Origin of the sequence: Streptomyces sp. 3330 (assembly GCF_031456635.1) — a bacterium.
Lineage (GTDB): Bacteria > Actinomycetota > Actinomycetes > Streptomycetales > Streptomycetaceae > Streptomyces.
In genome coordinates, this window is the sequence record NZ_JAVDVA010000004.1 from 1 (window position 1) to 23,998 (window position 23,998).

A 23,998-nucleotide genomic window follows, 5' to 3' on the forward strand; every position below is an offset into this window, starting at 1 on the left:
GGGGGCGCCCCACCACCGCGTGGGGGTCGCGCTCCGGGCCTCGTGTTCGGCGGCCCCCCCCCCGCCCCGCGGGGGCGGGGGCCCCCCCCGGGGGGGGGGGGCGGGGCCCCCCCGCCCCCCCGCCCGTACCCCCGGGATCCGCACGCCTCTTGGCGCACCCCGCAATCTTTCACCAGCGACGCCGGCGCCCCGCCACGGGCGGGACCGGCGGCGCACAGCGACGGACGGCATACGCATGAGACACAAACCCCCACGTTCCTCTCCCTCGGCCCTGCACCGGCCGATATCCCTGGCCGTGTCGGCCCTGATGCTCGGCGGCCTGATCCAGGCCGCCGCCTCTCCCGCCCAGGCCGCGGGCGGCCACCCCCTGCCCGGTGTGCCCAAGGCCGACAGGACGGTCTCCGGCACCGACGGCGTCGAGGTCACGCCGCGCACCCTGACCCGCGGTCCGAAGACGCCGGGCACGAAGCCCAAGGGCTCCTGGCCGCAGACCGGCACCGCCACGGTGGAGCTGCCCGTACCCACGGGGAAGAAGGCCCCCGCCGCGCAGCGGGCCGGTGCGCTGCCGCTGACGATCGCCCCGGCGAGCACGGCGCGGGACGCCGTGCAGGGGACCGTCGAGGCCGCCGTGCGAGGCCGTGACCAGGCCCGACGCGCCGGCGTCGACGGCCTGTTGTTCACCCTGGAGGCCAAGGACCGCGGGCAGGGCGTCACCCGCTCCGGCACCCCGCCCACCGCGGCGGGCAAGGTCGCGGTCACCGTCGACTACGCGGACTTCGCGCAGGCCTACGGCGGCGGCTACGCCTCCCGGCTGCACCTCGTGCAACTGCCCGGCTGCGCGCTCACCACCCCGGCCGAGCAGAAGTGCCGCAAGGCGACCCCGATCGCCGCCCGCAACGACACCGACCGGCAGACCCTCACCGCGCACACGGTGAGCCTGCGGGCGGCCGGGACGACCGTCCTGGCCGCGGCCGCCGAGACCGGCGGCGCCAAGGGCGACTTCAAGGCCACCTCCCTGTCTCCGTCGGCGACGTGGACCACGCGTCTCAACACCGGTGACTTCACCTGGTCGTACGACATGCCGACGCCCGACGTGCCCGGCGACCTCACTCCGGACGTGAGCCTGGACTACTCCTCGGGCTCGATCGACGGCCGTACCGGCGGCACCAACAACCAGGGCTCCTGGGTGGGCGACGGCTTCGACCTGTCGCCCGGCTTCATCGAGCGCCGCTACAAGCCCTGCGCCGAGGACGGCGAGAAGCACGCCGACGGCGGCAAGCCGGGCGACCTGTGCTGGTCCTACGACAACGCCTTCATCTCCTTCAACGGCAAGGGCGGCGAGCTCGTCCCCGCCGGCAAGGACGAGTTCCGGCTCAGGCAGGACGACGGCACCCGCGTCGCCCGGCTCACCGACACCGCCCGCGGCAACGGGGACGACGACGGCGAGTACTGGCGGGTGACCACCACGGACGGCACCGCCTACTTCTTCGGCTACCACCGGCTGCCCGGCTGGACCAGCGGCAAGGAGACCACGGACTCCACCTGGACCGTGCCGGTCTACGGCAACGACACGGGCGAGCCGTGCCACGCCTCCGACTTCGCCGGATCCTGGTGCCCGCAGGCCTGGCGGTGGAACCTCGACTACGTCGTGGACACCCACGGCAACGCGATGGGCTACCACTACGCCAAGGAAGCCAACTCCTACGGCCGCAACCTCAAGGCCGACGACGACACCCCGTACACCCGCGGCGGCTACCTGGAGCGCATCGACTACGGGCTGCGGTCCTCCCGGATGTTCGTGGACAAGCCCTCCGCCCAGGTCGTCTTCGACAACGCCGAGCGGTGCCTGCCGCAGGACGGCGTCACCTGTGCCCCGGACACCATCGACGCCAAGGCCTCCTACTGGTACGACACGCCGTGGGACCTCAACTGCAAGGCCGGCGCCAAGTGCGACGACGGCCGCCTCTCGCCCTCCTTCTGGACCCGCAAGCGGCTGACCGGCGTCACCACCCAGGTCCTCGAGCCCGACGGCACGTACGGCAAGGTCGACTCCTGGAAACTCGGCCAGCGCTGGGGCATGGCCGACACCGACTACCAGCTGCTCCTCGACAGCGTGCAGCACACCGGCCACACCGGCGCGACGCCGATCACCCTGCCGAAGACCACCTTCGCCTACACCCAGCTCCCCAACCGGCTGGACCGGATCGGCGACGGCTACGCCCCCTTCATCAAGGCACGCCTGTCCACCGTGGCCGACGAGTCCGGCGGTCAGATCGACACCGGCTACTCGGCGCCCGCCTGTGACGCGGACGCCCTGCCGACCCCGCAGACCAACACCACGCGCTGCTTCCCGCAGTTCATCGGAGGCGACAGCACCGACGCCCCCGACCGCGAGTGGTTCAACAAGTACGTCGTCACCTCCGTCGTCGCGACCGACCGCACCGGCGGCGCCCCCGACCAGGTGACCGCCTACGAGTACCTCGACGGCGCCGCCTGGCACTTCGACGACGACGACGGCCTCACCAAGGAGAAGTACAAGACCTGGTCGCAGTGGCGCGGCTACGGCCACGTCCGGGTGAGGAGCGGCGGCCAGGGCGGCGCGGCCGCCATGAAGTCGCAGGAGGACCACTGGTTCCTGCGCGGCATGGACGGCGACCGCAAGGACACCTCGGGAGGCGCCAAGTCGGTGACCGTCTCGCTCGAACCCGGGGAGGGCGACCCGATCACCGACCACGCGTCGGCCGCGGGCCTGGAGTACCGGACCGCCGCCTTCGACCGGCCCGGCGGCAAGGTGATCGCCAAGACCCTCAACCGGCCCTGGCACCACGAGACGGCGAAGAAGACGCGCGACTGGGGCACCGTCACCGCCGACCTCACGGGCGTCTCCGACAGCCAGGCGTGGACCTCCCTGGACGACGGCGCCGGCGTCAAGTGGCGCACCACGTCCAGTTCCGCCACGCACGACACCGTCGCCGGCCGGGTCACCCAGGTCGACGACCGCGGCGACACCGCCACGGCGGCCGACAACAGGTGCGTGCGCACCACGTACGCCACCAACGCCGACAAGAACATCCTGCTCCTGCCCGCCCGGGTGGAGACCGTCGCCAAGGCCTGCGACGCCGCGGTCGACCGGAGCAAGGACGTCATCGACGACATCCGTACCGCCTACGACGGCGGGGCCTACGGCGCCGGGCCGACGAAGGGCGACCCCACGGCCACCGCGCCCCTGAAGAGCCACAACGGAACCAGGGCGACCTACCTGGAGGCCGGCGCCACCTACGACGACTACGGTCGCGAGCTGGCGGTCACCGACCTGACGGCCGACCTCACCGTCACCGGCGACGCCGCCCCCGTGCGGACCGTGCGCGCCGACGGCCGGACCACCACGACCGCCTTTGTGCCGAGCACCGGAGTGCCGACCCAGACCAGGACGACCACTCCGCCCGCCGACCCGGCGGTCCCGGCCACCGCCCAGACCACCGTCAAGGACCTCGACCCGCTGCGCGGACTGCTCCAGAAGGAGACCGACACCAACGGCAACGTCACCACCTACGCCTACGATGCGCTCGGCCGCGCCACCAAGGTCTGGCTCGCCGACCGCGCCACGAGCGGCGTGCCGACGTACGAGTACGGCTACACGGTCACCGAGGGCAAGCCGGTCGCCGTCGCCACCAAGCTGCTCGACAACGACGGCGGCCAGATCACGTCGTACAAGCTGTACGACGGCTTCCTGCGGGAGCGGCAGTCCCAGGCCCCCGGCCCGGACGGCGGCCGGATCATCTCCGACGTCTTCTACGACGAACGAGGTCTGACCGCCAGGACGTGGGCTCCGTACTACGCCGAGGGCAGCCCCGTCACCGAGCTGTTCAAGCCCGCCGACGCGCTGTCCGTGGAGACCCAGACCCGCACCGTCTTCGACGGTCTGGGCCGCGCGGTCGAGGAGAGGCAGATCGCCGGGAACGGCGACGGCGGCACAGTCCTCAGCACCACGAAGACGATCTACGCGGGTGACCGCACCACGGTGATCCCGCCGGTCGGCGCCGCCACCGTCACCACCCTCACCGACGCCCGGGGCAACGTCACCGAGTTGCGCGAGCACCAGGCGCGGGCGCCCGAATCGGCCTACGACGCCACGGTGTACGACCACACCCCGTCGGGCGAGCTGCTGAAGGTCACCGACCCGGCCGGCAACAGCTGGAGCCACACCTACGACCAGCGCGGCAACCAGCTCTCCATCACCGACCCCGACAAGGGGCGCACCGACACCACGTACGACGACCGCAACCAGGTGATCTCCAGCACCGACGCCAAGGGCACCCTGTTCAACGCCTACGACGGACTGGGCCGCAAGACCGAGCTGCGCGAGGGCTCGGCCACCGGCAAGCTGCGGGTCAAGTGGACCTACGACACCGTGGCCGGCGCCAAGGGCCAGCTCGCCGACTCCACCCGGTACGTCGGCGACGCCGCGTACACGACCTCCGTCACCGCGTACGACAAGCTGTACCGCGCCACCAAGACGGCGACCGTGATCCCGGCCGCCGAGGGCGCGCTCGCCGGCACCTATCAGTCGGGCACGGCCTACAAGCCGTCCGGCCTGGTCGCCGCGCTCAGCTACTCCGCGGCCGGCTCCCTGCCGGGCGGCTCGGTCAGCTACGCCTACGAGGACCAGACCCTGCGGCCGATCTCCGTGTTCGGCCAGGGCATGACCTCCAAGGCCACCTACAGCCGGACCGGCAAACCGCTGGTGTACACCTTCGGGCTGACCGGCGGCGGCAGGAAGACCCAGGTCACCAACACCTACGAGTACGGCACCCAACGGCTGGCGAACACCCGCGTCGACCGCGAGGAGCAGCCCGGCGTCGACCAGAACGTCACCTTCCGCTACGACGAGGCCGGCAACGTCCTCTCCCTGAACGACGTCTCCCGCACCGGCACCGACAACCAGTGCTTCAGCTACGACCACCTGCGCCGGCTGACCGAGGCGTGGACGCAGGGCGACCAGACCTGTGCCGCCGCCCCGTCCGCCGCCAAGCTCGGCGGCCCGGCCCCGTACTGGCAGTCGTACACCTACGACAAGGCCGGAAACCGGCTGACCGACACCCAGCACGACACCGGAGGCGACACCACCAAGGACGTCAAGCGCGCGTACGCGTACCCCGCGCCTGGGACGGCCAAGGCCCACACGCTGACCTCGGTGACCACCCAGGGGCCCGCCGGGACGTCCAGGACCGACTACAAGTACGACCTCACGGGCAACACCACCGACCGCGGCAGGCAGCACCTGGACTGGGACGCCGAGGGGCTCCTCGCCAAGGTCACCGAGCCCGTCGACGGCAAGCCGGACAACGTCACCGAGTACCTGTACGACGCGAACGGCAACCGGCTGCTCTCCCGCACCGGCACCCGCACGACCCTGCACCTCGGCCACACCGACGTCACCCTCGACAAGGGCGCGGCGAAGGCCAGGGCCACCCGGTACCTGGACCTCGGCAGCGGTCACCAGGCGATCCGGGCCGACGACGGCACCTTCTCCTTCACCCTCGCCGACCACCACGGCACCGGCCTGCTGGCCGTCGCCGCGACGGACCTGGCCCTCACCCAGCGCAGGGTCCTGCCGTTCGGCGGCGCACGGGGCGCCGCTCCGGCCGTCTGGCCGGGCACGCGAGGGTTCGTCGGCGGCATCGACGACACCAAGGACACCGGTCTGACCCATCTGGGCGCCCGCGAGTACGACCCCCGGACCGGCCGGTTCCTCTCCGTCGACCCGGTGATGAACCTGTCCGACCCGCAGCAGATGCACGGCTACACCTACGGCAACAACAACCCGCTGGTGTACGCCGACCCGGACGGCAAGTTCTTCGGGTTCGCCGCCCTCTTCAAGGCGGTGCAGAAGGCGATCGCGAAGCTCTTCAACAAGGTTCCCAACAAGAACCCGGGCTTCATGCAGCGGCGGGCGCAGGCTCCGGCGGTCAGCAACAAGAAGCTGTCCGGGGCGCTCCAGCAGATCTATCCCAAGGCGAAGGCGAAGCAGGTCTTCGGCAACGGGAAGATGTCGACGGCGCTCGTCTACGAGTTCAACACCGGTGAGCGGCTGCCCGGCAAGGACGAACTCCACGTCCAGAAGGGATGGTCGACCATGAAGGCCCTCTCTGAGGTCCTGGACAACGACCGCAAAGCGCGGGACGGGGTGAAGGGCAAGGAGAAGTTCCGTCTGTCGGACAAGGACCTGGCCGTCGCCAAGGCCGAGGCGAAGGAGCTCTGGGACGCGCTCAACTCGCGCGACGTCACGGGCAACGTCAAGAAGACGATGGACGCCGACCCGCTCATGAAGTCCGCCATCAAGACGAACTTCGACGCGGTGATGAAGACGCCCGGCGTGAAGGATCTCACCGGCCAGGACTTCAAGCCCGCGACCAAGTTCAAGGGACCCGAGCCCGTCGGCCAGCCCACCCGGCTGCGCGGCTTCTCGCGCACCCTGGGCGTCGCCGGCGGCCTGCTCCAGGCGGCCCAGGCTCCCTCGTACGTCAGGGAGTACGGCTGGGGCCGGGGGTCGTGGGAGATGTTCAAGGACATCTTCGATCCCGTCGGGGCGAGCGACTCCACGGTCGACCCGTTCGTCGACCAGGGTGGGGGATCATCGATCTGCGACCCGTCGAGCGGCAACTGCGCCTGACACTCGCCGAGCACGGGGGCCTGCCGCGCACCACGCGCGGCGGGCCCCTCCGCTTTCCCCGCCACCCGCACGACGACGCGACACCGACCCGGAAGAGACATGAGCGAGATCCCCGCCGGCGACATCCCGGCCCTGCTGCTGCGCACCCTGCCCGAATCCGCGGAGTCCCTCGCCGAGAGGTACGGGATGCCCGCGGAAGCGGCGGTGCTGACCGAGGCCGCGGCCGTGGACCTCTACCCGCTGCTGGCCGAGTGCTTCACCGCGCCGGTCCTGATGCCGCAGCTGGAGAGCGACACCCCGGACCCTGAACTGCTCGCGCGCTGCTGGGACTTCGTGGAGACGCTCACGGCGCATTCCCTGGAGAGCGTCCGGGGCGCCGCCTACTTCGAGGTCCTCGAACAGCTCCTGAACGCCGACGGCCTCGTGGAGGCCGCCTGGCCGTACATGGGGGAGCGGACACGGGCCCGCACCCTCACGATGCTGGACTTCTACGGCGTCCGCCTGCCCGGCATCAACGGGCGGTAGCCCTCACAGCCGCACGATCACCAGCGCCGTGTCGTCGGTCGCGCCGCCGGGCGGCAGCAGCTCCAGCAGGACGGCGTCGGCGAGGGACTCCGGGTCCGCCTCCCGGTGGCGCGCGAGGGCGTCGGCGAGGCGGGCGAGCCCCGTGTCGATGTCCTCGTGCCGCCGTTCGACGAGCCCGTCGGTGTACAGGGCGAGGGTGGCGCCGCTGTCGTAGGCGGTGCGCGCCTCGGGCCGGCGCACCGGCGTGGGCCGCGCGTCGAGCGGCGGGTCGGTCGCCCGGTCGAGGAACTCCACCCGGCCGTCGGCGTGCACGAGCACGGGCGGGGGGTGCCCTGCGCTGCTGTAGGTGATGGTGCGGTGGTCGAAATCGATGAACGTGGTCACCGCGGTGGCCGATTCGGCGCCGTCCACGACGTGCGCGTACCGCCCGAGGACGTTCAGCGCCTCGGCCGGACCCGCGGCGACCCGGGAGGTCGCGCTGAGCGCGCTGCGCAGCTGGCCCATCACCCCGGCGGCCTCGAGTCCGTGCCCGACGACGTCGCCGACGGACACGCCGAGGCGGTTGCCGCCGACGAGGTCCACCATGTCGTACCAGTCCCCGCACACGTTGAGTGCGCCGACCGCCGGCCGGTAGCGCACGGCGGCCCGGTGGTGTCCGACCTGCCGGCCTGCCGGCAGCATCGCCTCCTGGAGGGCGAGGGCCACCTCGCGGTCCCGGGCGTGGGCCAGCCGCAGCCGCTCGTTGAGTTCCTGGAGCTCGCGGGCCCGGGTGTACAGCTCGGCCTCCAGGACACGGCCCCGGCTGCCCGCCCGCGCTCCGTCCCCGCCCGCCCCGCGGCCGCCGCGGGCCCGGATCAGCTCGGTGACCTCCTCGACCCGGTGCACCAGCAGCACCACCGAGCCGTCGGGGCCGTGGACGGGCGCGTTGACGGGGCTCCAGTAGCGCTCGTCCCACTCGCCGGGCCGTTCGAGCGACTCGACGTCGTAGCGCTGGAGCGCCATGGCCTCCCGCTCGCCGGTGGCCAGCACCCGCTTCAGGGACGCCTCCAGGTTGCGCATGCCGCTCGCGGCCCCGTCGGACGGGTTGTCGGGGAAGACGTCGAAGATGTGCCGGCCGATCAGATGCTCGCGCTCGCGGCCGGACACGCGGAGGAACTCCCTGTTGGCGTCCGCGTACACCAGTTCCGGCGTCAGCAGCGCCACCGCGCCCGGCAGTGCCTGGAACACCGCCGCGTAGTCGATCGCCGTGTCGTTCATGGCCGCGCCCCATTCGCCGGTCTTGCGATATTTTCTCATGCGAGTGAAGAACGGGGTGGCGGGACCGCTGCGCGGAGCGGGTCACATGTCGGGATCGGTGAGCGACTGCTCGGCCCAGATGATCTTCCCCTCGGGGAGGAAGCGGGTGCCCCACCGCTGGGTGACCTGCGAGACGAGCAGCAGCCCGCGGCCGCCCTCGTCGGTGGTGCGCGGATGGCGCAGATGCGGCGCGGTGGTGCCGCCGTCGAAGACCTCGCAGAAGAGCGTGCGCTCGCGGATCAGCCGCAGCCGGATCGGTCCGACGGCGTACCGGATGGCGTTGGTGACCAGCTCGCTCACCACCAGCTCGGTGGTGAACGACAGCTCCGTCAGCCCCCACTCCGCCAGCCGGCGGCTCGCGGTCTTGCGGGCCTCGGCCACCGCCGCCGGGTCGGCGGGCAGCTCCCAGTCGGCCACCCGGTCGGCGGCCAGCCGCCGGGTCCGGGCCATCAGCAGGGCCACGTCGTCGTACGGACGGGCCGGCACCAGGGCGTCGATCACCGTCCCGCAGCGCAGTTCGAGCGTCTCCGCCGACTGCTCCAGGGCTCGGCGCAGCCGCTCCCGGTCGCTGTCCAGCGCCCAGCGCTCGCCCCGGGCCAGCAGACCGTCCGTGTGCAGCGCCAGCGTGCTGCCCTCCGGCAGCGTCACCTCGGCCGACTCGAACGGGGGTCCGCCCGCGCCCAGCGGCGGCCCCTGGGGCAGCTCGATGAACGAGACGGTGCCGTCGGGCAGGACGACGGCCGGAGCGGGGTGCCCGGCCGCGGCCATCACGCACCGCCCGTCGACCGGGTCGTAGACGACGTACACGCACGCGGCCCCCACGGTCCGGGCGCCGTCCGACCAGGGCTCGCGCGGCTCCGTCCCGGCCGCCACGCCCTCCTCGTCGTCCATGCGGGTGACCAGGTCGTCGAGGTGCGCGAGGATCTCCTCCGGCGGCAGGTCCAGGGCGGCCAGCGTGCGCACGGCGGTCCGTACGCGTCCCATCGCGGCGGCGGCGTCGATGCCGTGTCCGGGCACCTCGCCGACGACCAGCGCCACCCGCGCCCCCGACAGCGGGATCAGGTCGTACCAGTCACCGCCGAGCCCGGTCAGCTCGTCGGCCGGCCGGTAGCAGGCGGCCACCTCGACCGCGTCCTGCTCGGGCAGCCGGCGGGGGAGCAGATTGCGCTGGAGCACCAGGGCCGCGTCCCGCTCGCGCGTGTAGCGGCGGGCGTTGTCCACGCACACGGCGGCCCGGGAGACGAGGTCCTCGGCCAGCACGAGGTCGTCCTCGCCGAAGGGTTCGTGCCGGTCGCGCCGCAGGAACGTGGTCACGCCGAGGACGACGCCACGGGCCCGGACCGGCACGATCAGGGCGCTGGGGGGCTCGGACCCGGACGGCAGGGAGGCGACCCACTCCTCGGTGGACGCGTCGAGCGGGTCGAGCGGGTCGAGCCGTTCCACCCGCCAGGGCCGCCCCGCGGCCAGACAGCGCACCGCGGGGGAGCCGGCCCGGTGCACGACCTCGCGGGGGCCGGTCGCGACCCCGAGGTCGCCGGTCGTGCGCCGCCCCGCCCTGCGCAGGCTGACGGCGTCGTCCGCGCTCTCCCACGCCTGGCCGGGCGAGGGCTCCGCGCCCCGCAGCACCGGCTCCAGCAGATCCACGGTGACCAGGTCGGCGAACCCCGGCACCGCCACGTCGGCCAGCTCCTGGGCGGTCCGGGCGATGTCCAGGCTGCGGCCGATGCGCCGGCCGGCCCGGTCGAGCAGGGCGAGCCGCTGCCGGGCGCGGTGCCGCTCGGTCATGTCCACGACCGTGTAGTAGACGCCCATGGGGTCGCCGTGCTCGTCGTCCAGACGGGTGAACGACAGCATGTGCGCCGTCTCGCGGTGCGGCGCCGCCCGCACCCGCCCCACCAACTCGTAGCCGAGGACCGGCTCGCCGGTGGCCAGCACCCGCCGCATCTGCGCCTCGATCGCCTCGGAGTCCAGCCCCGGCTGGACCTCGGCCAGCCGCATCCCCAGCCGGCTCTCGGGCCGGCCGCCGCCGAACTTGGACAGGGCCGCGTTCGACCACACGAAACGCAGATCGGTGTCGACCATCGCGATGCCGATCGGGGAGCCGCCGATCATCTGCTCCAGCACCGCGCGGCTCATGTCCCAGCCGGGGGCGTCGGTCATCTCGTTCAGCAGGACCAGCCAGCGCGCGTCCCCGCCGCGCTCGTGGGCCGAGGTGACCCGCGCCATCACGGACACCGGCCGCCCGTCCCGGCGGCGGGCGGACAGCAATCCCGCCCAGCCCCCGTCCCGACGGCACCGCTCCAGGACGTACGGCAGCCGTGCGGCGTCCCCCTGACCGAGCAGCCCGGCCGCCTCCCGGCCCACCGCCTCGGCGGCCGGGTACCCCAGCAGGCGCTCGGCCTCCCTGGTCCAGCTCGTCACCACCCCCCGCGCGTCGAGCAGCAGGGGGGCGGTGTCCGCCACGTCGAACCACCGGCGGGCGACGTCGTCCTCGTCGTGTGTGCCCACGGCCGACCTCTCTGTCGCTGAGAGTGGTCTACCACCTCCTGACCCAATCTTCACCCTGCCCGCACCGCAGCGGCCGAGCCACCCGGGGGGCCTCCGCGCGCCGGCACGGCGGGTGAAGCGCGCCCCTCGCGGGGCGCGTCCCTCAGGCGTCGCGCGTCAGCACGCCCTCCAGGGTGGCCAGCGCCGAGGACAGCTCCTCGCCGGTGATGGTCAGCGGCGGCGCCAGCCGGATGGTCGAGCCGTGCGTGTCCTTGACCAGGACGCCCTCCCGCATGAGCCGCTCGCTCACCTCGCGGCCGGTGCCCAGCGCCGGGTCGACGTCGACGCCCGCCCACAGCCCGCGCGCCCGGAAGCCCACGACGCCCTTGCCGACCAGCCCGGTCAGCCCGTCCCGCAGGACCGCGCCCAGCTCGGTCGCCCGGCGCTGGAACTCGCCCGTCTCCAGCAGCTCCACCACCGCCGTGCCGACCGCGGCGGCCAGCGGGTTGCCGCCGAACGTCGACCCGTGCTCGCCCGGCCGCAGCACCGACAGCACCTCCCGCCGGGCCACCACCGCCGACACGGGCACGATCCCGCCGCCGAGCGCCTTGCCGAGCAGCAGCACGTCGGGCACGACCCCCTCGTGCTCCACGGCGAGCGTCCGCCCGGTCCGGCCGAGCCCGGACTGGATCTCGTCCGCGATGAACAGGCAGTTCCGGCGCCGGGTCAGCTCCCGCACCCCGGTCAGATAGCCGTCGTCGGGGACGACGACGCCCGCCTCGCCCTGGATGGGCTCGATCAGCACCGCCGCCGTCGTCTCGTCGACGGCCTGCTCCAGCGCGGCCAGGTCGTTGTACGGCACGATCCGGAAGCCCGGGGTGAACGGCCCGAAGCCCGACCGCGCCGTCTCGTCCGTGGAGAAGCTCACGATCGTCGTCGTCCGGCCGTGGAAGTTCTCCGCGGCCACCACGATGGTCGCCCGGTCGGCGGGGACGCCCTTGACCTCGTAGGCCCACTTGCGGGCCACCTTGATGCCGCTCTCCACCGCCTCGGCGCCGGTGTTCATCGGCAGGACCATGTCCAGGCCGGTCAGCCGCGCGAGCCGCTCGGCGAACTCGGCGAGGCGGTCGTTGTGGAAGGCGCGGGAGGTGAGGGTGAGACGGTCCAGCTGGCGGTGGGCCGCCTCGATCAGCAGCGGGTGCCGGTGGCCGAAGTTGAGGGCCGAGTAGCCGGCCAGCATGTCGAGGTAACGGCGGCCCTCGACGTCCTGCACCCAGGCGCCCTCGGCGCTCGCGACGACCACGGGCAGCGGATGGTAGTTGTGCGCGAGGACGGGCTCCTCGGCGCGGATCAGATCGGCGGAGGTGCGCGTCGGGACGACGGGTGCGGTCATGAACGGATCTCCTGCGTGCAGCACTTGATGCCGCCGCCGGCCTTCTGGAACTCCGAGAGGTCGACGGGGACGGGGACATAGCCGCGCTCGGTGAGACGGGAGGCGAGGGCCTCGGCCCGGGGCGCGATGAACACATGCCGCCCGTCGGAGACCGAGTTCAGCCCGAACACCATGGCGTCGTCGCGGGTGGCGAGCACCGCGTCCGGATACAGCCGGGCGAGCACCTCGCGGCTGCCGGAGGAGAAGGCCTCCGGGTAGTACGAGATGTTGTCGTCGTCGAGGACGAACAGCGCCGTGTCCAGGTGGTAGAAGTGCGGGTCCACCAGGGTCAGGCTGATCACCGGGTGCCCGAAGAACTCCTGCACCTCCCGGTGCGCCTCGCGGGTCGTCCGGAAGCCGGTGCCGGCCAGCACGTACCGGCCGGTCCAGACGAGGTCGCCCTCGCCCTCGCAGACGGACACCGGCCGGTGGACGTCGTAGCCCGCCGCCTTGAACCAGGTGTCGTAGTGGACGGACTCGGGCCGCCGCTCGGGCGCGTGGAACAGCGAGCCGAAGACCCGGCCCTCCACCACCACCGCCGAGTTCGCGGCGAAGACCATGTCCGGGAGACCGGGGGCCGGCTCCACGCTGTCCACGGTGTGCCCGTGGTCCCGGTAGGCGCGGACCAGGCCCTGCCACTGCTCCTGGGCCAGATCGACGTCGACGGGGCTGTCGGGACGCATCCAGGGGTTGATCGCGTACTGCACGGCGAAGTGTCTGGGTTCACAGACGAGGAAGCGCCGAGGGCGCCGCACACGGGTCTCGGTCACAGTGAGGTACCTCCACCTTTCCCTTTTCCCTACGGTGTCGACTGCGGTTGACACCACGGTAGGAACTGACGGGGACGCCCGACAAGGAACAAGCATTGCGCGTCGACGCACGAATGCTGCGTGATCTGCTTGGTCGAAGCAGGTTCACTGCGCCCCGGCAGGTTTATTCGGGTGCGGGCTGACTCGCGCCCGCCTCCGGGCTGTCCGGCAGCAGATGGGACAGCACCATCACGCTGATCGTCTTCCGGATGAAGGGCTCGGCGCGGATCCGCTCCAGCACGTTCTCGAAGTGCTCCACGTCCCGGGCCCGCACATGCAGCAGCGCGTCCGCCCCGCCCGTCACCGTCATCGCCGCGGTGATCTCCGGATGGTTGCGCACCACCTCCGCGAGGCGTCTGGGGGGCGCGGCGCCCTCGCAGTACACCTCCACGTACGCCTCCGTGCGCCAGCCCAGAGCCGACGGCTGCACGGTGGCCGTGAACCCCGTGATCACCCCGGTGTCCCGCAGCCGGTCCACCCGGCGCTTGACGGCCGTCGCGGACAGCCCGACGGCCGTCCCGATCTCGGCGAAGCTCGTCCTGGCGTTCGCCATCAGTGCGGTGATGATCTTCCGGTCGAGTTCGTCGAAAGGGGCGGGCGCGCTGTTCATGCGGGCACTGTATCCAGCGCATACGTCCACACCCCGGGACATGTCCAGGCGTGCGGATCGCCCCTACACTCCACCTTCATGCTGCGCGCCCTCGCCGTCGACGACGAACGCCCCTCGCTGGAGGAGCTGCTGTACCTGCTCACCGCGGACCCCCGGATCGGCACCGCGGAGGGCGCGGGCGACGCGACCGAGGCGCTGCGGCGCATCAACCGCGCCCTGGAGTCAGGACCCGACGGCCCCGAGGCCATCGACGTCGTCTTCCTGGACATCCAGATGCCCGGCCTCGACGGTCTCGACCTCGCCCGCCTGCTCACCGGCTTCGCGCGGCCGCCCCTGGTCGTGTTCGTCACCGCCCACGAGGACTTCGCCGTCCAGGCCTTCGACCTCAAGGCCGTCGACTACGTCCTCAAACCCGTCCGCAAGGAACGCCTCGCCGAGGCGGTCCGCCGCGCCGTCGAGCTCCGGGCCGCCGAACGGCGCGGCCCCGCTCCGCACATCCCCGTGCACGAGCCCGACCCGGACCACATACCCGTCGAGCTCGGCGGAGTGACCCGCTTCGTGGCCGTCGACGACATCACCCACGTCGAGGCCCGGGGCGACTACGCCCGGCTGCACACCGAGCGCGGCAGCCACCTGGTCCGGATCCCGCTGTCCACCCTGGAGGAGCGCTGGCGCGCCCGCGGCTTCGTCCGCATCCACCGCCGCCATCTCGTCGCCCTGCGCCACATAGGCGAGCTCCGCCTGGACGCCGGCACGGTGAGCGTCCTGGTCGGCGGCGAGGAACTCCAGGTCAGCCGCCGTCACGCCCGCGAGCTGCGGGACCTGCTGATGAGGAGGCCCTGACCGTGCCGCACCAGGACCCCGCCGAGCGGCGCGTCGTCGTCACCGGCCCCGCCCGCCGCACCCTGCGCGCCTCCGGCTACTACCGGCCGCGCACCGAGATCGACGAGCAGACCACCCTCGGTCACACCTACGTCCGCTCCCTGATGCGCTCCCAACTGCGCGCCGCCCTCGCGGTGTTCGCCGTCCTCACACTGCTCGTGGGCCCGCTGCCGCTGCTCTTCGCGGCGATGCCCGACGCCCACCGCCTCGAATGGGCCGTCCTCGGCTTCTGCCTCTACGCCCCGCTCGTGCTGCTGGCCCGGTGGTACGTGCGCCGCGCCGAACGCAACGAGCGGGACTTCGTCCGCCTGGTCGAGGACCGATGAACTCGGCCTTCGCCGTCCCCGCCGTCGCGCTCGTCGTCGTCGCGACCGTCCTCGTCGGCGCCTTCGGCCTGCGCATCTCCCGCACCACCTCCGACTTCTACGTCGCCTCCCGCACCGTCGGCCCGCGTCTCAACGCGGCCGCCATCAGCGGCGAGTACCTCTCCGCCGCCTCCTTCCTCGGCATCGCGGGCCTGGTCCTGGTCCAGGGGCCGGACATGCTCTGGTACCCGGTGGGCTATACCGCCGGCTATCTGGTGCTGCTCCTGTTCGTCGCGGCCCCGCTGCGCCGCTCCGGCGCCTACACGCTCCCCGACTTCGCCGAGGCCCGCCTCGGCTCGCAGTCCTCCCGGCGGCTCGCGGGCGCCTTCGTGGTCGGCGTCGGCTGGCTCTACCTGTTGCCCCAACTCCAGGGCGCGGGGCTGACGTTGACCGTCCTGACGGGCGCCCCGGACTCGCTCGGCGGGCTGATCGTCGCGGTCGTCGTCACCGCGACCGTCGCCGCGGGCGGCATGCGCAGCATCACCTTCGTGCAGGCGTTCCAGTACTGGCTCAAACTCACCGCGCTCCTCGTCCCGGCCCTCTTCCTGGTGCTCGCCTGGCGGGGCGACGGCGCGCCCCGCGACGCCTTCGGCGAGCCCGCCACCTTCCGCGACCAGCGGGTCGTCCGGGTCGGCGACACCCTCGACCTCCGACTGGACCGCCCCCTGACGGTGACGGTGGACGGTACGGTCGACGGCCGCCCGCACCGGGACGCCGTGCTCCGGCTCCCCGCCGGCACCCACCGCATCGAGCGGGGCACCCGCCTCACCTTCGCCGAGGGCGCCGCCGTCCCGGTCGCCGAGCGCGGCAGCAACGGCGGCATGTCCACCTCCCTCGCCGCGGGCCGTGAGGAACGCCCCCTGTACGCCACCTACGGCCTGATCCTCGCGACCTTCCTCGGCACCATGGGCCTGCCGCACGTCGTCGTCCGCTTCTACACCAGCCCGCACGGCGTCGCCGCCCGCCGCACCACGGTCGCCGTGCTCGCCCTCGTCGGCGCCTTCTACCTGCTGCCGCCCGTCTACGGCGCCCTGGGCCGCCTCTACGCCCCCGAGCTGGCCCTCGGCGGGGACGCCGACGCGGCCGTGCTGCTGCTGCCCGACCGGGTGATCGGCGGCCTCGGCGGCGACCTGCTCGGCGCGCTGGTCGCCGGGGGAGCCTTCGCGGCGTTCCTGTCGACGGCGTCCGGGCTGACGATGGCCGTCGCGGGCGTGCTCACCCAGGACGTCCTGCCGACCCGGGGCGTGCGGCACTTCCGGCTGGGCACCGGGCTCGCCATGGTGGTGCCCCTCGCCGCGAGTCTGCTGGTGGGCGGGCTGCCGGTGGCCGACGCGGTCGGGCTGGCCTTCGCGGTGTCGGCGTCCTCCTTCTGCCCGCTCCTCGTCCTCGGCATCTGGTGGCGACGGCTGACCCCGCCCGGCGCGGCCGCCGGGATGCTGGTGGGCGGCGGTTCGGCGTTCGCCGCCGTCGCCGCGACCATGGCGGGCTTCCCCGGCACGGGCGGCCTGCACGCGCTGCTCGCCTGGCCCGCGCTGTGGTCCGTGCCGCTCGGCTTCCTCACCATGATCCTGGTGTCGCTGGCCACCCCGGGGCGGGTGCCGGCCGGCACGGCGGCGATCCTGGCCCGCTTCCACCTGCCCGAGGAACTGCGCACCGAGGAGCTGCGCGCGGTGGAGGCGAAGGCGTGAGCGGCTTCCTGGCGGGCGTCTGCATCGCGATCCTGCCCTTCCTCGCCGCGGGCTTCTGGCTGGGCCGCCGCACCGCCCGCCCGGAGAGCCTCGGCGGCCTGGGCACCCCCGTCGAGCACGCCACCTTCGAGACCCTGCACACCGCCTCGCTCGCGGCGCCCCCGCTCAGGGCGGGTCTCACGGAGGAGACGGCCCGCCGATCGGCCCGCAGACTGCGCACCCTGCTCGGCACGGACGCGCTGGGCCTGACCGACGAGACGCGGGTGCTGGTCTGGGACGGCGTGGGGTCACATCACCGCACCGAGATCATGGAACGGCTGGCCGGTCCCCTGGAGAGCGGGCGCGGCGAGGCCTTCCGGCTCACCTGCGAGCACGCCGACTGCCCCGTCCGCTGGGCCGTCCTCGCCCCGCTCACCGTCGACGACCGGGTGCACGGCGTCCTCGTGGCCTGCGCGCCCCGCGAGTCCGCCGTCCTGGTCCGGGCGGCCGGCGAGGTGGCCCGCTGGGTGAGCGTCCAGCTGGAGCTGGCGGACCTCGACCAGTCCCGTACGAAACTGATCGAGGCGGAGATCAAGGCCCTGCGCGCCCAGATCTCCCCGCACTTCGTCTTCAACTCGCTCGCGGTGATCGCGTCGTTCGTCCGCACCGACCCCGAACGCGCCCGCGAGCTGCTCCTGGAGTTCGCCGACTTCACCCGCTACTCGTTCCGCAGGCACGGCGACTTCACCACCCTCGCCGACGAGCTGCACGCCATCGACCACTACCTGGCGCTGGTCCGGGCCCGGTTCGGCGACCGGCTGGCCGTCACCCTCCAGATCGCCCCCGAGGTCCTCCCGGTGGCCCTGCCCTTCCTCTGCCTCCAGCCGCTCGTCGAGAACGCCGTCAAGCACGGCCTGGAGGGCAAGGCCGACCGGTGCCACATCCAGATCACCGCGCAGGACGCCGGCGCCGAGGCCCTGGTCGTCATCGAGGACGACGGCGCCGGCATGGACCCGGTCGCGCTGCGCCGCATCCTGGCCGGTGAGGTGAGCCCCTCGGGAGGCATCGGGCTGTCCAATGTGGACGACCGGCTCCGCCAGGTGTACGGCGACGACTACGGGCTGGTCATCGAGACGGCCCCGGGGGCGGGGATGAAGATCACCGCCCGGCTGCCGAAGTACCAGCCGGGCGTGCACTCGGCGGCCCGCCTCACCGGTGGCCAGGGCCGGTCCGCGTCATGATCATCGCGAGCGTGATCAGTCCCAGCACCACCCAGCCGAACCACAGCCAGCCGTTGCTGCCGAGCGCCACCGTGTAGGCGGTCACCGCGACGAGTCCGCCGACGGTGAGCACCCCCATGGTCTTCGTGGAACTGTCCGTGGTACCTGCCATCGCGACACCTTCCTCGGGGCCGCCCTCCGCAGGGCGTCCCCTCCATGGTGCCCCGGGTTCAGCGCGCGCGTGTGTCGAGCGACGCAAGATAGGCGTTGTACGCCTCCAGCTCCTGGTCGCCGTCGCGGTCCGCGGCCCGGTCCTTGCGCCTGGCCTGCCGCTGCTCGGAGCCGTACCACTGGAAGAGGAGCGCGATCAGCACCAGCACGGACGGGATCTCGCTGAACGCCCAGGCGATCCCGCCGGCCGCGTTCTGGTCGGAGAGCGCGTCGATGCCGAGCGAGGCGGGCGGGTTCTCGAACGTCGCGACCATCGGCTGCGAGGCCATCATCAGCGCGATGCCGAAGAACGCGTGGAACGGCATGCCCGCGAACAGCTCCAGCATCCGCATCAGATAGCCGGGCCGGTTCGGACCGGGGTCCACGCCGATGATCGGCCAGAAGAACACCACGCCGACGGCGAGGAAGTGCACCATCATCGCGAGGTGCCCGGCCCTGGAGCCCATCAGGAAGTCGAACAGCGGAGTGAAGTACAGCGCGTACAGGCTCGCGATGAACAGCGGGATGGTGAACGCGGGATGGGTGATGATCCGCATGTAGCGGCTGTGCAGCAGCATCAGCAGCAGTTCCCGCGGCCCCTTGCGGCCCCGCCCGGCGGCCGGCAGCGCGCGCAGCGCCAGCGTCATCGGCGCCCCCAGCAGCAGCAGGATCGGCGACAGCATGCTGATCACCATGTGCTGCACCATGTGCACGCTGAACATGACCATGCCGTAGTCGTTCAGCCCGGTGCACATCACGAGCCCGATGGTCAGCACACCGACGACGAACGACACGGTCCGCCCCGCCGGCCACGCGTCCCCGCGTCGGCGCAGCCGCAGGACGCCCCAGCCGTAGAGCCCCAGCGCCACCAGACAGCCGATGAGGAAGAACGGGTCCGCCGACCACTGAAGACCCCGCCCCAGCGTGAACGGCGGCAGATCCATGGTCATGCCGTGCCCGCTGTGTCCCATGCCGCCGGCTCCTGATTCGTGGGGGGTTGTACGTTTCCTGCCGCCCACAAGAGTAGAGAAGCCCCCGGCGACCTCTGTCACCGGGGGCGACCCGCGGGATCCGCGCCCGCCGGACGGCTAGAGCACCGTCTCCGCCTCCGCATACCGGTCCTCGGGAACGGTCTTGAGCGTCGCGACCGCCTCCGCCAGCGGCGCCATCACGATGTCCGTCCCGCGCAGGGCCGTCATCTTCCCGAACTCGCCCCGGTGCACCGCCTCCACCGCGTGCCAGCCGAACCGGGTGGCGAGCACCCGGTCGTACGCGGTCGGCGTGCCGCCCCGCTGGACGTGCCCCAGGATGACCGGCCGCGCCTCCTTGCCGAGCCGGGCCTCCAGCTCGATGGAGAGCTGCCGGGCGATGCCGGCGAACCGCTCGTGCCCGTAGATGTCCTTCGCGCCCTCGTCGAAGGCCATGCTGCCGGCCCTCGGCTTCGCGCCCTCCGCCGCGACGACGATCGCGAACCGCTTGCCCGCCTCGAACCGCTCGCCGACCCGGCGGGCCAGCTCCTCGATGTCGAAGGGCCGTTCCGGCACGACGATGGCGTGGGCGCCGGCCGCCATCCCGGACTGAAGAGCTATCCAGCCGGTGTGGCGTCCCATGACCTCGACGACGAGCACCCGCTGGTGGGACTCGGCGGTGGTCTTGAGCCGGTCCAGCGCCTCCGTGGCGACACCGACCGCCGTGTCGAAACCGAAGGTGACGTCGGTGACGGCGATGTCGTTGTCGATGGTCTTCGGCACGCCCACGATGGGCAGCCCGCTGTCGTACATCAGCTTCGCCGCCTTGAGCGTGCCCTCACCCCCGATCGGGATGATCGCGTCGAGGCCGAGCTCCGCGACATGGCCCCGGGCCCGCTCCACGCCGTCCCGCAGGTGCGAGGGCTGGACCCGGGAGGAGCCGAGGATCGTGCCGCCGCGGGCGAGGATGCCGCCCACAGCGTCGAGGTCGAGCTTGAGGTAGTCGCACTCCAGGAGGCCCTTCCAGCCGTCCCGGAAGCCGATGACCTCGTCGCCGTGGTCGGCGACGGCACGGTGCACGACGGACCGGATGACGGCGTTCAGGCCGGGGCAGTCGCCGCCGGACGTGAGGACACCAATGCGCATAGCCCGAAACAACCTTCTCCACGTGGGCCGGTCCGGACCACACTGTCCGGCTCGAATCCCCGCCACCCTAGCGGCAGGAGGGGGCGGGGCCGAAGCATGCGTCCGCCTGCTGGACGTGCCTGCTCACCTGTGCGGATGCACCGTCAGACGGGCTGCTGACGGAGCCCCGACCATCAGGTGAACACACGGTCGCACGGGCGGCCCGCGCGACGGCGTCCGCGCGGCCCGTTCAGGCCGCGCGGGGCGGCGGCTACGCGGGCTGCTGCGCGGCGGAGATGCGCTCGTTGCGGAGCGCCTCGTACCAGTGGTCGTCGATCGGCGGCAGCGCGTTCACGTCGAGCGCCAGCTTCAGCAGCAGGTCCGCGATCAGCGGGTTGCGGGCGAGGACCGGGCCGTGCATGTACGTGCCGAACACGGTGTCGTTGTACGCGCCCTCGGTGCCGTCGCCGGTGCCGTTGCCCTTGCCGAGCGAGACACGGGCGAGCGGACGGGCGGTCTTGCCGAGGTGGGTGATGCCCTGGTGGTTCTCGAAGCCGGTCAGCGGGGGCAGACCGAGCCGCGGGTCGATGTCGCCGAGGACGTCGCCGACACACCGCTCGCCCTCGCCGCGCGTCGTCGTCACGTCCAGCAGACCGAGACCGGGCTCACGCTGGCCGAGGTCGTTGACGAACTCGTGGCCCAGGATCTGGTACCCGGCGCACACCGCGAAGACGATCGCGCCGTTCTGCACCGCCTGGTACAGGTGCCCGTCCCGGCGCAGCCGCTCCGCCGCGAGCCGCTGCGGCCGGTCCTCGCCGCCCCCGATGAGGTAGATGTCGCCGGAGGTCGGGATCGGCTGGTCGCTGCGGACGTCGAGACGCGCCACGTCGAGGCCGCGCTGCCGGGCGCGGCGCTCGACGACGAGGGCGTTGCCCTGGTCGCCGTAGGTGCTCAGCAGGTCCGGGTAGATCCACACCAGCCGCAGTTGGTTGTCGCTCATGGAAACGTCCTTAGTGGTCAGTTGCCGACGCGGCGGCGCAGGTCCTGGAACGCGGTGTAGTTCGCGATGACCTCGATCCGGCCCGGCGGCGCCTGCTGCACGGCCTGGTCGAGGTTCTCGCACACCTGGAAGTGCTGGTTGGCGACCTCCAGACGCACCGCGAGGTCCAGCTTCCGGTCACCCACGACGAAGATCGGGTGGCCGGTCAGGCGCGTGTAGTCGACGTCCCACAGCCAGGAGGTGTCGGTGCCGTCGGCGCCGCGCGCGTTCACCGAGAGGATCACCGGGGTGGGCGGCGGATCGATCAGGCTGAACGTCTCGAGCCAGCCCGCCGGGTTCTTCGCGAGCAGCAGCCGCAGGTCACGCCCCTGGAACTGGACGACGTCGTAGCGTCCGGCGACGGCCTGCACCTGGTACATCCGCTCCAGCGCCACCTGCGGCGGCACCCCGAAGACGGCGGCCACGGCGGCCGAGGAGGCGGCGTTGGCCTTGTTGGCACGGCCCGGCAGCTGGAGGTGGATCGGCCAGGCGGACCCGTGCGGGTCGAGGACGTGGTCCCCGGACAGCGCCCAGCTCGGCGTCGGACGCCGGAACCCGCACTCGCCGCAGAACCAGTCGTCGCCGGGTCGCTGCATGACACCGCCGCAGGACGGGCACGACCAGGCGTCGTCCTTCCACATCTGCCCGGCCGCGACCCAGATCACGTTGGGGGAGGAGGAGGCGGCCCACACGACCAGCGGGTCGTCGGCGTTGGCCACGACGACGGCCTTCGAGCCGGCAAGCCCCTCGCGCCAGTTCTCCGCGAGCATGCGGGTCTCGGCGGCGCGGTCCAGCTGGTCGCGGGAGAGGTTGAGCAGCGCGATGCACTTGGGGGCGGTGTCCCGGGCCACGCCCGCGAGGTACTTCTCGTCGACCTCGATCACGCCGTAGCGGGCCTCGGAGCCGCCCGCCAGGGCCGAGGTGATGCCGGCCGGCATGTTGGCGCCGAGCGCGTTGGACACGACCGGCCCGGCGGCGCGCAGCGCCTCGGCGATCAGCCGTGTGGTGGTGGTCTTGCCGTTGGTCGCCGAGACGAGGATGACGTCCAGGTTCTGGGCGAGCCGGGCGAGGAGGTCGGGGTCGAGTTTCAGCGCCACCCGGCCGCCGATCACCGAACCGCTGCCGCGCCCCGCGGCGCGCGACGCCGCCGCGACCGCTTTGCCGGCGGTCACGGCGATCTTGGCCCGCGGCGTGAGCGGGTCCGAGTTGCCTGCCATCAGTTCTCGATCCTCCTTGCGTACGCGCCGCGCCTCTGCCGTACGGCAACGTGGTGGGTGGTCAGCCTATCGAGATCCATTCGCACTCCCGAATCCCGGCACCACCTCACGCCCGTGCGGCATGCGCGTGTCAGAAAGGACCGTACCCTTGCCGCCATGCGACACGGCTCCATCCCGGGCGCCCACGGGCGCGTCCGGCCCCTCTCCCTGCTCGGTGACCCCGTCCTGCACACCCGCTGCGAGGAGGTCACCGACTTCGGTCCCGAACTCGCCCGCCTGGTCGAGGACATGTTCGCCACGATGTACGCGGCCCAGGGCGTGGGCCTCGCCGCGAACCAGGTGGGCGAGCCGCTGCGGGTCTTCGTCTACGACTGTCCCGACGACGAGGACGTCCGCCACCTGGGCCACGTGGTCAATCCCCGGCTGGTGGAGGCGGACGGCATCGTCCTGCGGGGCCCGGAGGGCTGTCTGTCCCTGCCGGGGCTGGAGGCGGGCACGGAGCGCCACGACCACGCGGTGGTCGAGGGGTTCACGGCGACGGGCGTGCCGATCACCGTGCACGGCACCGGATTCTTTGCCAGATGCTTGCAGCACGAGACGGACCACCTGGAGGGCACGGTGTACGCGGACCGCGTGACGGGGTGGCGCAGGAAGAGGCTGACGCGCCAGGTCGCACGGGCTTCCTGGAGCCGGGCCGCCGGTCCCGCCTAGGGCGCGCGGCCGTGCCCGCGCAGGGCGCGGGTGTCCGCCGGGCCCGTGGGGGCGTGCGCGCCCCCACGCGGTCCGCGTCCGGCGGCGGGCGTCAGAACCCGGGGCCGCCGAGCTTGTCGCCGGCCGCCGCGAGACGGCCCCACAGCAGATCGGCCAGGCTCCGCACCAGCTCCGCACGGGTGCAGGGCCGCTCGCCCAGCCACCAGTCCCCGGCCGCGTGCATCATCCCGACGATCCCGTGCCCCCACACCCGGGCCAGCTGCTGGCTCCCGGGTCCGAGGTCCACCCGGTCCTCGATGACCTGGGCCAGCTCCTCACCCATCCGCCGCAGCAGCGGCGCCGAGTGCTTGCCCACGTCGAACCCCTGCTCGCCCGGCGATCCGTCGGACGGATGCATCAGGAAGCGGTAGACCTGGGGCCGGGCCTCGATCGCCGCGAGGTAGGTGTCCAGCGTGGCCTCCACCCGCTCGCGCCGCTCGGCGGGCGCGTCGAGCGCGGCGCGCAGCGAGTCCAGCAGCGCGTCCGTGTGCCGTCTGGCCAGCGCGGCGTAAAGTCCGCCCTTGTCACCGAAGTGCCGGTAGAGGATCGGTTTGGTGATGCCCGCCTCCGCCGCGATCGCGTTCATCGAGGCCTGCGGGCCGTCGCGCAGCACCACCCGGTCGGCGGCCTCCAGCAGCTCGCGCCTTCGGCGGTCGGCGGACCGCTGTTGCTCGGTCCGCTGCGTGGTGTCCATGAGCTCTCCCCACCCGTGCTGATTCGGTG

The 23,998-nt window shown here is 72.7% G+C and carries 18 protein-coding genes; 7 read left to right on the top strand and 11 right to left on the bottom strand.

Going from position 1 to position 23,998, the window contains the following annotated elements; all coding sequences use genetic code 11:
* The first annotated feature begins 235 nt into the window (after positions 1-235).
* Both J2X68_RS08115 and J2X68_RS08120 read left to right on the top strand, forming a co-directional pair.
* Entirely contained in the window at positions 236-6,673 is a 6,438-nt protein-coding gene (locus J2X68_RS08115) for an RHS repeat-associated core domain-containing protein (RefSeq protein ID WP_310431774.1), read from the top strand.
* Between the two features lie 99 nt (positions 6,674-6,772).
* The gene (locus J2X68_RS08120) at positions 6,773-7,198 is read left to right on the top strand and encodes a hypothetical protein (RefSeq protein ID WP_310431775.1); all 426 of its coding nucleotides are present in this window, start codon (positions 6,773-6,775) and stop codon (positions 7,196-7,198) included.
* Between the two features lie 3 nt (positions 7,199-7,201).
* Here J2X68_RS08120 and J2X68_RS08125 read toward each other — a convergent pair whose 3' ends face one another.
* The 5 genes from J2X68_RS08125 to J2X68_RS08145 all read right to left on the bottom strand — a co-directional run bounded on the left by J2X68_RS08125 (position 7,202) and on the right by J2X68_RS08145 (position 13,832).
* Positions 7,202-8,455: a SpoIIE family protein phosphatase gene (locus J2X68_RS08125; RefSeq protein WP_310432129.1), complete on the bottom strand. Its 1,254-nt coding sequence runs from the start codon at positions 8,453-8,455 to the stop codon at positions 7,202-7,204.
* Positions 8,456-8,536: 81 nt separating this feature from the next.
* Complete coding sequence (locus J2X68_RS08130; protein ID WP_310431776.1) at positions 8,537-11,002, bottom strand: SpoIIE family protein phosphatase; 2,466 nt, start codon at positions 11,000-11,002, stop codon at positions 8,537-8,539.
* 142 nt (positions 11,003-11,144) lie between these two features.
* A complete protein-coding gene (rocD, locus tag J2X68_RS08135; protein ID WP_310431777.1) occupies positions 11,145-12,374 on the bottom strand; it encodes an ornithine--oxo-acid transaminase in 1,230 nt (409 codons plus the stop codon).
* Positions 12,371-13,183: a dimethylargininase gene (gene ddaH, locus J2X68_RS08140; RefSeq protein WP_310431778.1), complete on the bottom strand. Its 813-nt coding sequence runs from the start codon at positions 13,181-13,183 to the stop codon at positions 12,371-12,373. Before ddaH ends, rocD begins: the two co-directional genes overlap by 4 nt.
* Before the next feature lie 163 nt (positions 13,184-13,346).
* Positions 13,347-13,832, bottom strand: coding sequence for an Lrp/AsnC family transcriptional regulator (locus J2X68_RS08145; RefSeq protein ID WP_310431779.1), 486 nt, complete (start codon positions 13,830-13,832; stop codon positions 13,347-13,349).
* A gap of 78 nt (positions 13,833-13,910) precedes the next feature.
* Here J2X68_RS08145 and J2X68_RS08150 point away from each other — a divergent pair, with 78 nt between their 5' ends.
* The 4 genes from J2X68_RS08150 to J2X68_RS08165 are packed head-to-tail and all read left to right on the top strand — an operon-like array spanning position 13,911 to position 17,987.
* Positions 13,911-14,675: a LytTR family DNA-binding domain-containing protein gene (locus J2X68_RS08150; protein WP_310431780.1), complete on the top strand. Its 765-nt coding sequence runs from the start codon at positions 13,911-13,913 to the stop codon at positions 14,673-14,675.
* Entirely contained in the window at positions 14,672-15,040 is a 369-nt protein-coding gene (locus J2X68_RS08155; RefSeq protein ID WP_399039622.1) for a hypothetical protein, read from the top strand. The genes J2X68_RS08150 and J2X68_RS08155 overlap by 4 nt, the downstream gene beginning before the upstream one ends.
* Complete coding sequence (locus J2X68_RS08160; RefSeq protein WP_310431782.1) at positions 15,037-16,767, top strand: cation acetate symporter; 1,731 nt, start codon at positions 15,037-15,039, stop codon at positions 16,765-16,767. Before J2X68_RS08155 ends, J2X68_RS08160 begins: the two co-directional genes overlap by 4 nt.
* The gene (locus J2X68_RS08165) at positions 16,764-17,987 is read left to right on the top strand and encodes a histidine kinase (RefSeq protein WP_310431783.1); all 1,224 of its coding nucleotides are present in this window, start codon (positions 16,764-16,766) and stop codon (positions 17,985-17,987) included. Before J2X68_RS08160 ends, J2X68_RS08165 begins: the two co-directional genes overlap by 4 nt.
* Here J2X68_RS08165 and J2X68_RS08170 read toward each other — a convergent pair.
* The 5 genes from J2X68_RS08170 to J2X68_RS08190 all read right to left on the bottom strand — a co-directional run bounded on the left by J2X68_RS08170 (position 17,956) and on the right by J2X68_RS08190 (position 22,525).
* On the bottom strand, positions 17,956-18,138 hold the full coding sequence (locus J2X68_RS08170; protein WP_310431784.1) for a hypothetical protein: 183 nt from the start codon (positions 18,136-18,138) through the stop codon (positions 17,956-17,958). The genes J2X68_RS08165 and J2X68_RS08170 overlap by 32 nt on opposite strands.
* A 58-nt stretch (positions 18,139-18,196) precedes the next feature.
* Entirely contained in the window at positions 18,197-19,147 is a 951-nt protein-coding gene (locus J2X68_RS08175; protein ID WP_310431785.1) for a cytochrome c oxidase assembly protein, read from the bottom strand.
* 117 nt (positions 19,148-19,264) lie between these two features.
* Positions 19,265-20,290 (bottom strand): 6-phosphofructokinase, encoded by a 1,026-nt coding sequence (locus J2X68_RS08180; RefSeq protein ID WP_310431786.1) that lies wholly within the window; start codon positions 20,288-20,290, stop codon positions 19,265-19,267.
* Positions 20,291-20,540: 250 nt separating this feature from the next.
* Positions 20,541-21,269, bottom strand: coding sequence for a glutamine amidotransferase (locus J2X68_RS08185; RefSeq protein ID WP_310431787.1), 729 nt, complete (start codon positions 21,267-21,269; stop codon positions 20,541-20,543).
* 17 nt (positions 21,270-21,286) lie between these two features.
* The gene (locus J2X68_RS08190; protein ID WP_057601976.1) at positions 21,287-22,525 is read right to left on the bottom strand and encodes a MurT ligase domain-containing protein; all 1,239 of its coding nucleotides are present in this window, start codon (positions 22,523-22,525) and stop codon (positions 21,287-21,289) included.
* A gap of 156 nt (positions 22,526-22,681) precedes the next feature.
* Between J2X68_RS08190 and def the strand changes: the two genes are divergently transcribed.
* Positions 22,682-23,236, top strand: coding sequence for a peptide deformylase (def, locus tag J2X68_RS08195; RefSeq protein ID WP_310431788.1), 555 nt, complete (start codon positions 22,682-22,684; stop codon positions 23,234-23,236).
* 91 nt (positions 23,237-23,327) lie between these two features.
* Here def and J2X68_RS08200 read toward each other — a convergent pair whose 3' ends face one another.
* Entirely contained in the window at positions 23,328-23,969 is a 642-nt protein-coding gene (locus J2X68_RS08200) for a TetR family transcriptional regulator (protein ID WP_310431789.1), read from the bottom strand.
* Positions 23,970-23,998 lie beyond the last annotated feature (29 nt).

What these genes read in the sequence shown, in the direction of transcription:
- J2X68_RS08115 (WP_310431774.1), top strand. Translation starts at nt 236, where the DNA reads ATGAGACACAAACCCCCACGTTCCTCTCCCTCGGCCCTGCACCGGCCG.
- J2X68_RS08120 (WP_310431775.1), top strand. Translation starts at nt 6,773, where the DNA reads ATGAGCGAGATCCCCGCCGGCGACATCCCGGCCCTGCTGCTGCGCACC.
- J2X68_RS08125 (WP_310432129.1), bottom strand. Translation starts at nt 8,455, where the DNA reads ATGAACGACACGGCGATCGACTACGCGGCGGTGTTCCAGGCACTGCCG.
- rocD (WP_310431777.1), bottom strand. Translation starts at nt 12,374, where the DNA reads ATGACCGCACCCGTCGTCCCGACGCGCACCTCCGCCGATCTGATCCGC.
- J2X68_RS08145 (WP_310431779.1), bottom strand. Translation starts at nt 13,832, where the DNA reads ATGAACAGCGCGCCCGCCCCTTTCGACGAACTCGACCGGAAGATCATC.
- J2X68_RS08150 (WP_310431780.1), top strand. Translation starts at nt 13,911, where the DNA reads ATGCTGCGCGCCCTCGCCGTCGACGACGAACGCCCCTCGCTGGAGGAG.
- J2X68_RS08160 (WP_310431782.1), top strand. Translation starts at nt 15,037, where the DNA reads ATGAACTCGGCCTTCGCCGTCCCCGCCGTCGCGCTCGTCGTCGTCGCG.
- J2X68_RS08170 (WP_310431784.1), bottom strand. Translation starts at nt 18,138, where the DNA reads ATGGCAGGTACCACGGACAGTTCCACGAAGACCATGGGGGTGCTCACC.
- J2X68_RS08175 (WP_310431785.1), bottom strand. Translation starts at nt 19,147, where the DNA reads ATGGGACACAGCGGGCACGGCATGACCATGGATCTGCCGCCGTTCACG.
- J2X68_RS08180 (WP_310431786.1), bottom strand. Translation starts at nt 20,290, where the DNA reads ATGCGCATTGGTGTCCTCACGTCCGGCGGCGACTGCCCCGGCCTGAAC.
- J2X68_RS08185 (WP_310431787.1), bottom strand. Translation starts at nt 21,269, where the DNA reads ATGAGCGACAACCAACTGCGGCTGGTGTGGATCTACCCGGACCTGCTG.
- J2X68_RS08190 (WP_057601976.1), bottom strand. Translation starts at nt 22,525, where the DNA reads ATGGCAGGCAACTCGGACCCGCTCACGCCGCGGGCCAAGATCGCCGTG.
- def (WP_310431788.1), top strand. Translation starts at nt 22,682, where the DNA reads ATGCGACACGGCTCCATCCCGGGCGCCCACGGGCGCGTCCGGCCCCTC.
- J2X68_RS08200 (WP_310431789.1), bottom strand. Translation starts at nt 23,969, where the DNA reads ATGGACACCACGCAGCGGACCGAGCAACAGCGGTCCGCCGACCGCCGA.